At 64.7% G+C, this 11,379-nt stretch carries 13 protein-coding genes and 1 pseudogene; 9 read left to right on the top strand and 5 right to left on the bottom strand.

Translation table 11 applies throughout. From position 1 onward, the window contains the following. Positions 1-52 precede the first annotated feature (52 nt). Positions 53-325 (bottom strand): hypothetical protein, encoded by a 273-nt coding sequence (locus NDN16_RS07540; RefSeq protein WP_251112986.1) that lies wholly within the window; start codon positions 323-325, stop codon positions 53-55. Between the two features lie 220 nt (positions 326-545). Here NDN16_RS07540 and NDN16_RS07535 point away from each other — a divergent pair, with 220 nt between their 5' ends. The 5 genes from NDN16_RS07535 to NDN16_RS07515 all read left to right on the top strand — a co-directional run bounded on the left by NDN16_RS07535 (position 546) and on the right by NDN16_RS07515 (position 2,544). Beyond that, positions 546-818, top strand: a complete 273-nt coding sequence (locus tag NDN16_RS07535) for a hypothetical protein (protein WP_251112985.1) — start codon at positions 546-548, stop codon at positions 816-818. A 226-nt stretch (positions 819-1,044) separates the two neighbouring features. Beyond that, positions 1,045-1,440: a hypothetical protein gene (locus tag NDN16_RS07530; RefSeq protein WP_251112984.1), complete on the top strand. Its 396-nt coding sequence runs from the start codon at positions 1,045-1,047 to the stop codon at positions 1,438-1,440. A 5-nt stretch (positions 1,441-1,445) separates the two neighbouring features. Then, entirely contained in the window at positions 1,446-1,832 is a 387-nt protein-coding gene (locus NDN16_RS07525) for a DoxX family protein (protein WP_251112983.1), read from the top strand. Positions 1,833-1,909: 77 nt separating this feature from the next. Further along, complete coding sequence (locus NDN16_RS07520; RefSeq protein ID WP_251112982.1) at positions 1,910-2,167, top strand: type II toxin-antitoxin system Phd/YefM family antitoxin; 258 nt, start codon at positions 1,910-1,912, stop codon at positions 2,165-2,167. After that, positions 2,164-2,544, top strand: a complete 381-nt coding sequence (locus tag NDN16_RS07515) for a type II toxin-antitoxin system VapC family toxin (protein ID WP_251112981.1) — start codon at positions 2,164-2,166, stop codon at positions 2,542-2,544. Before NDN16_RS07520 ends, NDN16_RS07515 begins: the two co-directional genes overlap by 4 nt. Before the next feature lie 18 nt (positions 2,545-2,562). Here the strand turns inward: NDN16_RS07515 and NDN16_RS07510 are convergent. The 4 genes and pseudogenes from NDN16_RS07510 to NDN16_RS07495 form a co-directional block, all read right to left on the bottom strand. Then, positions 2,563-2,724: pseudogene (locus NDN16_RS07510) on the bottom strand (integrase core domain-containing protein); the annotation flags it as partial. A 21-nt stretch (positions 2,725-2,745) separates the two neighbouring features. Then, the gene (locus NDN16_RS07505) at positions 2,746-4,059 is read right to left on the bottom strand and encodes a PQQ-dependent sugar dehydrogenase (protein ID WP_251112980.1); all 1,314 of its coding nucleotides are present in this window, start codon (positions 4,057-4,059) and stop codon (positions 2,746-2,748) included. After that, entirely contained in the window at positions 4,056-4,493 is a 438-nt protein-coding gene (locus NDN16_RS07500; RefSeq protein ID WP_251112979.1) for a DUF2231 domain-containing protein, read from the bottom strand. The genes NDN16_RS07505 and NDN16_RS07500 overlap by 4 nt, the downstream gene beginning before the upstream one ends. A 91-nt stretch (positions 4,494-4,584) precedes the next feature. Beyond that, positions 4,585-5,517, bottom strand: a complete 933-nt coding sequence (locus NDN16_RS07495) for an AraC family transcriptional regulator (protein ID WP_251112978.1) — start codon at positions 5,515-5,517, stop codon at positions 4,585-4,587. A 97-nt stretch (positions 5,518-5,614) separates the two neighbouring features. Between NDN16_RS07495 and NDN16_RS07490 the strand changes: the two genes are divergently transcribed. The 4 genes from NDN16_RS07490 (at position 5,615) to NDN16_RS07475 (ending at position 11,351) form a co-directional block, all read left to right on the top strand. Next, a complete protein-coding gene (locus NDN16_RS07490; RefSeq protein ID WP_251112977.1) occupies positions 5,615-6,370 on the top strand; it encodes an SDR family oxidoreductase in 756 nt (251 codons plus the stop codon). 73 nt (positions 6,371-6,443) lie between these two features. Beyond that, complete coding sequence (locus tag NDN16_RS07485) at positions 6,444-7,232, top strand: DUF3667 domain-containing protein (protein ID WP_251112976.1); 789 nt, start codon at positions 6,444-6,446, stop codon at positions 7,230-7,232. 29 nt (positions 7,233-7,261) lie between these two features. Then, positions 7,262-9,013: a TPM domain-containing protein gene (locus NDN16_RS07480; protein ID WP_251112975.1), complete on the top strand. Its 1,752-nt coding sequence runs from the start codon at positions 7,262-7,264 to the stop codon at positions 9,011-9,013. 127 nt (positions 9,014-9,140) lie between these two features. Continuing rightward, on the top strand, positions 9,141-11,351 hold the full coding sequence (locus NDN16_RS07475) for a TonB-dependent receptor (protein WP_251112974.1): 2,211 nt from the start codon (positions 9,141-9,143) through the stop codon (positions 11,349-11,351). Positions 11,352-11,379 lie beyond the last annotated feature (28 nt).

The following is an 11,379-nucleotide window of genomic DNA, read 5'->3' as shown; positions in this document are numbered from 1 at the left end:
CGTGCCGGGCGAGGGGGCGGAAGCGCGGACGAAACCGCCCCGCCGCCAGCCTCTACAAGGTATCCGCTTCCCAATCGGCGAGGGCGAGTTCGATGCACTCTTTCGCCAGGGTCAGCCGCATGAGGTTCACATGCGTCTGGCGCATCTGCCAGCGGCGCTCGCTTGCGGTTTTCACCAGCTTGCGCGCGACGGTCAGCAGATCTTCGGGAACGATCCGATGGGCGATGCCCACGAATGCATCCACCGGCAGGAGATAGCCGTCTTCGGTCTCGATGAGACGTCCGGGGATGTGTCTCCATTCGCCGGTCTTGAACCGGACGTGCATCAGGCCATCGCGGATGCGAGAGGTGATGCAGACGGTGGAGGAAATATGATAGAGGCTGGATTAGCCATGATGCTCTAAAACCTCGCTGGTTAAAATGAGCGTTACGGTCAGGCCCGGTGTGGGAGCCGCTAACTCTCCACCGGGCCGANGTATCCGCTTCCCAATCGGCGAGGGCGAGTTCGATGCACTCTTTCGCCAGGGTCAGCCGCATGAGGTTCACATGCGTCTGGCGCATCTGCCAGCGGCGCTCGCTTGCGGTTTTCACCAGCTTGCGCGCGACGGTCAGCAGATCTTCGGGAACGATCCGATGGGCGATGCCCACGAATGCATCCACCGGCAGGAGATAGCCGTCTTCGGTCTCGATGAGACGTCCGGGGATGTGTCTCCATTCGCCGGTCTTGAACCGGACGTGCATCAGGCCATCGCGGATGCGAGAGGTGATGCAGACGGTGGAGGAAATATGATAGAGGCTGGATTAGCCATGATGCTCTAAAACCTCGCTGGTTAAAATGAGCGTTACGGTCAGGCCCGGTGTGGGAGCCGCTAACTCTCCACCGGGCCGATTGGTTTATAGAACATAAGCTATTCTCTTGGAAAGCGCGAAGTTGCGACGACAACTTGTCGCAACCGGCCGGCGCCTGCCGCGTTATGCGGTGGCTCCCCATGGAGCTAGCCTCGTACAGGCTGTCGATTCGAGTTTTTCGAGGATGGAAGAACCAGTGAAGACGCTTCTGCCTTTCGCCCTTCTCGCCACGCTGGCGCTTGCCGCCTGTGGCGACGACCAGACCAACGATGCGGCGGGCACGACCACGCCGCCGCCTGCGGCCACCACCGAGCCCGCGCCACCGCCGCCGGCGCGGTCGGAAGCGGAGCAGGAAGCGCGCGAGGCCGGCCAGGCGATCGAGGATGCGGCCCGCCAGTCGGGCGACGCCATCGGCGCGGCTGCCCGCGACGTGCAGGAGCGCGCCGGCCCGGCCATGGAGCGCGCGCGGCAGGAAGGCGCTGAGGCGCTTGAGAATGCCAGGCAGGGCATCAACAATCTGACGCGCAGCGCGGCCTGCCAGACGGCGCGCGCCGCCAACGACGCCGAGGGCATCGCGGCCAACTGCGAATAATCCTGATGAAGGAACCGGCATTGCGGAAGGCGGCGCGGCTTTTGCTCGCCGCCTTTTTCGCGTTGGCAGGCATTGCGCATTTTGCCTACGCCGACGCCTTCGCGCGGATCGTTCCGCCTTTTGTTCCCGAACCTGTCCTGGTCGTTCAACTGACCGGACTTGCCGAACTTGCCGGCGCGTTTGGCTTTCTCATGCGTCGCTTCCGCCGCGTGGCGGGCATCGCGCTTGCGCTTTATTGCCTGTGCGTCTGGCCGGCGAACTTTTATCACGCGCTGCTCGACTGGCGCAGCGGCACCGGCCTGCCGATGGCGTACCACGCCCTCCGCCTGCCCCTCCAACCTGTTCTTGTAGCGTGGTGTCTGTGGGTTGGTGGGAGTTTGCGGGGAAGGTGATCTTGTTTTGGACCACCAGATAGTCTAGATTTTGATGCGTACAGAAATCTATCTGGTTTGGATCGGAGTGAAGTCACATGCTGGTATCTGTAACGGATGCGAAGGGGCAATTGACCGAGCTCGTTCGGCGTGCTGAAGCGGGAGTAGACGTCATCCTGACCCGGCATGGGCACCCAGCCGTGCGGCTGGTTCCTGTCACCGTAGCGGCGGACGGCGATACCCGACGCAAGTTGCTCGAAAGTGTTCGAGAGTCCGCAGCCGCGAAAGCAGTTGGAGGCTTGAGCGCGGCTCGCAGCCAGGATTTTCTCTACGGTGATGACGGCATGCCAAAATGATAGCGGTCGATACCTCTGCTTTGATGGCCATCATTCTAAATGAACGTGACGCGGATGGCTGTATTTCCGCACTGGAGACTGATGGCGATCTGCTGATCTCAGCAGGCACGGTAGCCGAGGCTTTAATCGTGGCTGCTCGACGCAACGTCGGCGAGGAAATGCATCGTCTCATCGATGGGCTTGGCTTCGAGGTTGTCGGCGTAACGTCGGCATCGGCGCGCCGGATCGCGAATGCTTATGAAACATGGGGGAAAGGCGTGCACCCGGCAGGGCTGAATTTTGGCGACTGCTTTGCCTACGAGGTCGCGAAGGAACATGGGTGCCCGTTGCTATATGTCGGCGACGACTTTGCGCGTACCGATATCGATAAAGCGTAAGCACGAGGGCGAGGCAGGCTAATCACTTGCCGGCAAATCGTCGAATGTCCTTGGTTTGATGCGTTTCAAACGAGAGGCGTCTAGCCGGGTAGGCCACACGATGGCCTCCGGCGCGAGTGGCTTATAGCCGAGCGATGAGTGCGGCCGCTCGGTATTGTAGTAGCGCCCCCATGCTTCAATCCGTCATCGCGGAATATCCTATCAACGCGAGGCCTGCTCCTGCGGGTTCTGAGACACACGCCAAATCGTGTTGGAAAGGTCGTCGGCGATCAGCAGGATCCGCTTGTTCGGATCAAAGGTAACGCCCACCGGGCGACCACGCGTCTCGCCCCCTTCGATGTGGAAGCCAGTGGCAAAATCGACCGGGTCGCCTGCCGGCTGGCCCTGTTCGAACGGCACCCATACAACCTTGTAGCCCGATGGGTCCTGACGGTTCCAACTCCCGTGTTCGCCGATGAAGGCGCCTTGGGCGAAGTCTCCGCCAAAGCCGTCCTCGGTCGCGAACGACAGTCCAAGCGCCGCGACGTGCGAGCCGAGCGCGTAATCCGGTGCGATAGCCGTATCGACAAGTTCGGGCTTCTGCGGATGGACGCGCGGGTCCAGGTTCTTGCCCCAGTAGCTATAGGGCCAGCCATAGAATGCGCCATCGCGCACCGATGTCAGATAGTCCGGCACCAGTTGCGGTCCAAGCTCGTCGCGCTCGTTCACCACGGCCCACAGGCTGTTGCTTGTCGGCTCGATCGCCAATGCGGTCGGGTTGCGGATGCCACGGGCAATCGTCCGGGTTGCGCCAGTGAGGCGGTCGATCTCCCAGACGACGGCCCGCTCTTCCTCCACGTCCATGCCACGCTCGCCGACATTGCTGTTCGAGCCGATGCCGACATAGAGCTTCGAGCCGTCGGCGCTGGCCGCGAGGGACTTCGTCCAATGGTGGTTGATTGCCGAAGGCAGCTTGGCCACCTCTTCGCCCGGCGCGGTCATCTCGGTCTGCCCCTCCTGGTAGGGGAAGCGCATCAGTGCGTCCTGATTGGCGACGTAGAGGGAGCCGTCGACGAAGGCCAAACCGTAGGGCGCATTGAGATTGTCGATGAAGACAGTCCTGATTTCCGGCGTGCCGTCATTGTTTGCGTCGCGCAGGAGGGTAATGCGGTTGCCGCTCTGGACCTGCGTGTTGCCCTGCTTCTTGATGTAGCCGGCGATGACGTCTTTTGGGCGAAGCGCGGGCGCGTTGCCGCCGCGCCCCTCCGCCACCAGAATGTCGCCATTGGGCAGAACGAGCATCTGCCTGGGGATCAGGAGGTCGCTTGCCAATGCAGTGATGGTGAACCCCTCCGGGACGGTCGGAACCTCTCCGTTCCACCCTGCGGGCTCGGCGATTTTCATAGGCGGGATCAGCGTTTCGTTCACCGCCGGCAGATCGGGCGTTGCCCCGACCTGGTTGAGGGAGGGGTCGCTCTCGCTGCAGCCCGTCAGCGCCAATGCGGCAACGGCAGTCATCAGGAATGTTCTGGTCATCGGGCTGCTTCCAAGCGTGCGGTTCGGGAGAAAAACATCCAGCCCGCGATCAGCGCGAGGATGGTCGTGGCAGCCGACAGGCCGACGCCCACCATGCCGACGGAGCTCCACGCATCCCGCGCATGATGAAACGCGTTGACGAGGCCAAGAACCCACATGAGGGCGATGACTGCGAAGTAGGCAAGGCGGCTGCCGCTGTCGGCGCGGCGAAGCTTGAAGAGCCAGTCGATGAGCGCCCAGGCGGCAACCACTCCACCGAACACGAGCGCTCCGGCAATGGACCAGCTTGCGAAGTTGGTCCATTGTATCTCGGCGGTGTTGAGGTAGGCGATGTCCGCGGCGAGCGCCGTCGCGAAAAGGGCTACCGGAAAGCTGAGCAGGATGCCGTGCAAGGCCCTCGAAGAGGACCTCCTGCCTTCGATTACATGGGTCATGCGCAACTCCGGTGCTTTCGGCTGAAACAAACCGGCAATCGATCTGTTCCACCGGCTGGCGGCGAACGGAAGGTTGCGATGCGATGCGCCGCTAACATGCAGCCTGCGCATCTGCCCCGGCTCGCATCGAAAGCGGAGTCCTCCGGGCATAGGCTCTCGGCGTCGCGCCAACCTCGCGCGAAAAGGCCACGCTGAACGTGCTTTGCGAGCTGTAGCCGACACGCCGGGCCACTTCGCCGACGGCCGGGCCGCTTGCTCCGCGCAGCAGGTCCTTGGCCAGGGCCATCCGCCATTTCAGCAGGTAATCCATCGGCGGAACGCCGACCGCCCTCCGGAAGCGGTCGTAGAAGGCCGAGCGCGACAGGGCCGCCTCCCGCGCCAGCTCGCCGACCGTCCAGGGCCGGGCCGGTTCGCCATGCATCCGGCGCAGGGCCGGCGCCAGCCTTTCGTCCGAAAGGCCGCGCAAAAGGCCGGGGGCGGGGGAGGAAACCTTCGAGGTGCGGAACGCCTCGATCAGCAGCACCTGCAACAGATGCTCCAGAACCACATCGCGGCCGGGCCGGCCGCTGCGCGTCTCGGCGTTCAGCAGCTCGACCAGCATGGTCAGCCGCCGCTCTCCGTGCACCACGATCATCTCCGGAAGCAGGGACATCAGCAGCGCCGAATCGTCGGAGCCGAACGTGCAATAGCCCACCAGCATCCGCGTGTCGGGCGTCTCCTGCGGCCCGAGGTGAAAGATGCCGGGCTCCAGCTCCACCGGGTCGGCCACATGTCCCGCCGCCGGTGCAACGCGGCTCGTGACCATGAAGTCGTCCACGGCGGGAATAAGGATGAAATCGCCCGTGCACAGGCGCTCGGGAGCGCCCCCGCCGACAGACAGAGCCACCTCGCCCTCCAGCACGGCGGCATAGAAGGGCTGGTCGCCCGGTGGACGCACCGCCCAGTTGCCGGCGGCCGTCACGAGCTTGGCATAGGAGGCGCCGGGCCTGAGAAGAGATATCACCTGCGCAAGCGGATCGATCACCGTCCGGACGCTCTCCAATGTTTTACGGATTTTGAAGCATAGCACGTCCGGCCCTGCGCAACCATCTCCCGGTCATCACCACGAGGAGAGATAGCCCATGCACACCGTTCTCATTACCGGAAGCTCCACCGGCTTCGGCCGCGAAATCGCCATGCGCTTTCTGAGCGAGGGATGGACCGTCATCGCCACGATGCGCGATCCGTCGGCCAACACCATACCCGCCTCCGACAAGCTTCGCGTCCTGCCGCTGGATGTCACCGATGCCGCGAGCGTCGAGGCCGCCGTGGCGCAGGCCGGCGCGGTCGACGTGCTGGTCAACAATGCGGGCATCGGCTGGCTGAACGCGGTCGAGGGCACGCCGCTGGACGTGGCCCGCCGCATCTTCGAAACCAACACGCTGGGGACAATAAGGGCGATGCAGGCGTTGCTGCCCGGCATGCGGGAGCGGCGCTCCGGAGTGATCGTGAATGTCTCCTCCAGCACGACGCTTGCGCCGATGGCGCTTCTGTCGGTCTACGCCGCCAGCAAAGCCGCGGTGAATATGCTGACGCAATCCGCCGCGCTGGAGCTGGCAGAGTTCGGCATCAGGGCGCGCGTCGTGCTGCCGGGGGCGGCGCCCTCAACCAGCTTCGGCAACAGCGCCCGCGCGCTGATCGGCGCCCATGGCGGCTTTCCGGATGCCTACGGTGCTTTCGTCGGCCAGACGATGGAAGCGATGCAGCGCCACGCATCCGGGCCTGTCACCACCGCCGAAGACGTCGCCGAGGCGGTGTTTCGGGCGGCGACGGACCCGGATTGCCCGATGATGCTGCCCGCCGGGGCAGACGCGCTGGCCCTGGCGCAAGGGCGCTGAAAATGCGGCTTGCGCAAGCCGGCAGGCCCTGAAGCCTTGCCGCGCCCGGCAGGGCGCGGCATCTTCCCGACCTGTGACCGATGATTTGCCGGCGGGCAGGGCGCTGACGGATTCCTATTTCGAAGCCGATGTCTGCCACAATTGCGGGGCGGCCTTGACCGGCCCCTATTGCCAGGCCTGCGGGCAGAAGAAGGCCGACCGTTTCGGCCGCTCGCATCTGAAGGACGAGATCTGGCAGAAGCTCCGCTGGTTCGAGGCGGAGATGCTGAAGGCCGCCTTCAACGTGTCTCTGCGCCCCGGCAGGGTGGCGCGCGACTATGTGCTGGGCAAGCGCAAGGCGCATGTGCATCCGCTGAAACTGCTTCTGGCCGCCATCGTCATCCTGCTGATCGTCATCGCGCAGACCGGCTATCTGGAATCGGGCGATGCGCGCCTGTCCAGGGCGTTGGAGCTGGTACGCACCTATTCCAAATGGTCGTTCTCGCTCGGCATCGTGGCGGTGCTGGTGGCCTCCAACCTCGTCTTCCGGCGGCGGCAGGGCTTCAACTTTTTCGAGCATCTGGTGCTGGCGACCTACGTGCAGTTCGTCATCATCGTCGCCAACATCATCAATCTTTCGCCCCTCCTGCTGCGCTCCGGCCCCGATCTGGTGGCGCGGCACCGGCAGGTGACGGGCCTCTACATGGATTGGGTGGAGGCCGGCATCGTCTTCCTGGCCTTTGGCCAGTTTTTCGCCATCGACTGGCGGCGGCAATGGTGGTGGCCGGCCATCGGCGCGGCCGTCTTCTATGTCGTGAAGGAAGGACTGCTCTATCTCTATGCTCGGGCGGTGATCCGCATCGTGATCGCGCAGTTGAGCTGAGTTGAAGGTTTCTTGCGGGAGGACACCGGATGAAGACCCTGTTCGTTTGCGGCATGATCGCCGGTTTCGGAGCAGCCCTTGCCCAGGCGCAGGCCGCGCCTCGAAGCCCGTTTTCGACGCAGGCCGACAAGGAGATCTGCGATCCGATCTTCGCCAGCCTCCAGCGTATGGAGCAGGGCATGCTGATGGCACAGGCCGAGGCGCCGCCGCCACCGCAGTCCGCCCCGGCGGAAGAGGGCGCGGCACAGGAGCTGAGCGAGGATGAACTGGCGACCGAACTCAGCGCCATGCTGCAGGCCTGCTCCTACGAGGGCAAGGCGCTGGCGGTGGACCCGAAGGCGCTGACCGCGCCGCAGCAGCCGGGCGAGGTGGAGGCGGTGGGCGCCATCATGCGCTTTACCGGCCTGCCGCAGAATTTCCGCATCATGGAGGGCGACGTGCCCAATGCGGCGGCGATGATCGTTCTGGGGCCGGACGGCATCCCGCAACGGGTGATCGCCTACAATGCCGGCTTCATGGAAGAGGTGCGCACCGCCACACGCGATAACAACTGGTCGCCGCTTTCCATCATGGCGCACGAGATTGGCCATCATCTCTCGGGTCATACGATGGTGCCGGGCGGCAGCCAGCCGCCCACCGAGCTGGAGGCCGACAAATTCTCGGGCTTCGTGCTGTTCAAGATGGGTGCAGCCCTGTCCGATGCGCAGATGGCGATCGCGACGCTGATTCCCGAGGCGGATGGCCCCACCCATCCGGGCCGGGCCAGGCGGCTTGCCGCCATCGAGGCGGGTTGGAGCGAATCCTGCGAGCAGCAGCAGGGCCGATGCGACGGTGCGGCCCCCGAAGCGGTCGCCGCCGCGGACACCGCGCCGGCGTCCCGGCCAGAGGCGGCCGGCATGCCGGATATTCCTGCCGCAGGGCAGATCATGATGCCGGACGAAGCCCGCCGCATGCGCGAGGCCGATGCCGGCCGCCAGTCGCAGGTAGACCGGATGCCCCGCCTGAGCGCGGAGGCGACCCCGGCCAAGTTCGACCGTTTCGTCTATGACGAACTGGGCGTGTTCGGCCCTTCCATCCGCGACAGGCTGCAGGAGACGGCCTTCCGCTTTGCGGCGGCAGCGAATGTGGAGATCGTCACCATCGTGGCACGCGATCTGCAGGGCCGCACCGCCGATGAATACGCGCTCGATGCGATGCGGCAATTGCGGGTCGGCAAGCTGGATGTCGGCAATGGCGCCGTTCTGGTTGTGGCGCCGGAAACAGGGCAGGCGGGCGTGGCGCTCGGCCCCGGCCTGCTGGTGCAGTACGACACGGTGGAACCGCTGCGCACCTATCTGCAATCCTATACCGACCTCGTCGCCGCCGGGGCGGAGCCGCGCACGGCAAGCCAGGTATTGGCCGATGCCTCCTACCGCATCATGCGCGATGCGCGCGCACTGGAATGGGACGTCCGCTACGGAAACCTCGGTGCCGTGGCAGCGGAGCCGGGCGCTGCCGCCCGCCGGCTGGTGGCCATCGATGCCACCATCGTCTCCACATCGCCCGACAGGGGCGACCCTGCGTTGGGCATCAACGAGCCGATGACGCGCCATACCGGCCCGGCGCTGCATGCCCGTACCGAAAGCGGACAGGATCTCGTCCTGTACGTCAACCCGAGCGTGCCCTCCCTGATGCCCGTGCCGCTGGAGGAAGGGAAGCGATATCGCTTCATCGCCCGCAACAGCCTGCTGATCCAGGATACGCCGCAACTGGACCTTATCAGCTACGACCTACTCCAATAGGGGTACGCCCGGGAGATCATCACGAAAACATGATGATTTGGGTCATAATTTAGAGGCGTTCTTCGTTGAGCGCCGCAATCCCGCCATCGTAAGCCCATCCCGAGATCGATCGCGGGAGGTTGGGGCGATGTCGAGGCAAGGTAAGGTAATCCGTTTTCTGGCGGCGAGTGCGTCCATCCTGACGCTGGCTCATGGTACATCCGCCCATGCGCAGCAGGCCGGCTCGGTGCTGCTGGACGAGGTCGTGGTGCAGGGCGCGGGGCAGGCCGGCAGCGGCCTTCCGGCCACCGGCACCTTGGGCCAGCCGCCCGCGCCCTATGCGGGCGGGCAGGTGGGTTCCGGCGCTCGTCTGGGCATGCTGGGCAATCGCAGCTTCATGGAAACGCCCTTCAACATAACCGGCTTTACCGACGAGCTGATCCGCGATCAACAGGCCCGCACACTGGCGGACGTCGTGCTGAACGACCCGTCGGTGCGCAACGACGCGCCGGCCTTCAGCGAGCGCGACGCCTTCTTCATTCGCGGCTTTTCCGTAACCAATCTCGATACCGCCTATGACGGCCTCTTCTATATCGCCAACCCCAGGCGCAGCTACCTGGAAGGGATCGAGAGGGTCGAGATCCTGAAAGGCCCGTCCGCCCTTCTCAATGGCGGCGTCGGGCGCGTCGGCGGCACGATCAACCTCGTGCCGAAGCGCGCGGGAGATACGCCCCTGACGCGGCTCACCACCACCTATATCAGCGACTCGCAGATCTGGCCGCATTTCGATATCGGCCGCCGCTACGGCCCGACGGGAGAGTGGGGCATCCGCGTCAACGGATCGTACCGCGCGGGCGATACCACGCTCGACAGGAACGACATCCAGCTCGGCGTGGGCGCGGTGGGGTTGGACTATCGCGGCGAGCGCCTGCGCGCCTCGCTCGATCTCAATTATTCCAACCAGAAGATCGATGCGCCGACGTCGCTGTTCAATGGCGCGGTGCCGGGCATAACCATCCCGCGCGCGCCGGACGGCAGCATCAATACGGCGAACTCGTTCGAATATATCGACAGCGTGCACCAGATGGCCGCGGGTCGGATCGAATACGACCTCTTCGACAATACCACGCTGTATATCGCCGGTGGCGCCAGCCGCTACAGGGAGGATTTCCTGACCTCTTCCTACCTGATCCAGGACGAGAACGGCGACGCCACCGCCACGCTGGCCATTCAGCCGCAGAAGATCCAGGGCTTCACCGGAGAGGTGGGCGCGCGATCGAAGTTCGATACCGGGGCGGTGGGCCACCAGTTGAACGTCTCGGCCTCGCAGGCGCTGAACGAGAACTATCGCGGCGGTTTCGCGCGCATCGCCCTGCCGAGCTTTCCCACCAATATCTACGACCCGACCTTCTTCGTCGGAAGCCCCATCGACACAAGCGCCTTCCCGCGCGCCAGCGGCCGGCCGAAATTCGCCGACCTGCAGCTTACCAGCGTCGCCCTCACCGATACGCTGTCCATGTTCGACGACCGCTTCCAGTTGACGCTGGGTGGGCGCTACCAGGATATCCGCTCGCGCGGCTTCTCCACCGTTCCCGGCCCCACGCTGGGCCAGCGTAACTACTACTACAGCGATTCCCGCCTGAGCCCAGCCGTGGCCGCCCTGGTGCGCGTGACCGACAGCCTGTCCGTCTACGGCAACTACGTGGAATCCCTGACCGAAGGGCCCATCGCGCCGGCGACCGCCGCCAACGCCAATGAAATCTTCGCGCCGGTGGTGAACGACCAGAAGGAAGTCGGCGTCAAATACGATTTCGGCTTCGTGGCCGTGACCGCCTCGCTGTTCGAGATCACGCAGGCCAGCGGCTTCACCGACCCCGTCACGCGGATATTCTCGGTGGGCGGTCGGCAGGTCAATCGCGGCCTGGAGTTCAACGTCTTCGGCGAGGTGGCCGACGGTGTGCGGCTGCTCGGCGGCGTCACGCTGCTCGACGCGGAACTGGAGCGCACCGCCGGCGGCCGCTTCGACGGAAACGACGTGCCCGGCGTCGCCAACGTCACCTTCAACCTGTATGGCGAATACGACATAGACTGGCTGACGCCGGGCCTGACGCTGACCGGCCGCGTGATCCATACGGGCAGCACCTGGTACGACCAGGCAAACACGCAGAAGATCGACGATTGGACGCGCGTCGATGCCGGCCTGCGCTACGCCTTCACCGGCCCCTACGACAAGCCGGTGGAACTGCGCGCCAATGTGGAGAACCTGTTCGGCGAAGACTATTGGGCCTCGTCCGCACGCGGCTTCCTGGCGGCGGGCGCGTCGCGCACCTTTACGGTTTCCGCCGCCTTCGAGTTCTAGATCCGAGGCTTTTCCTTTTCCCGGGAAC

The organism is Aureimonas altamirensis (assembly GCF_023702225.1).
GTDB classification, from domain to species: Bacteria; Pseudomonadota; Alphaproteobacteria; order Rhizobiales; family Rhizobiaceae; genus Aureimonas; species Aureimonas altamirensis_B.
The sequence above is the reverse complement of the archived record's forward strand: the minus strand, read 5'-3'. Positions and strand labels throughout refer to the sequence as shown.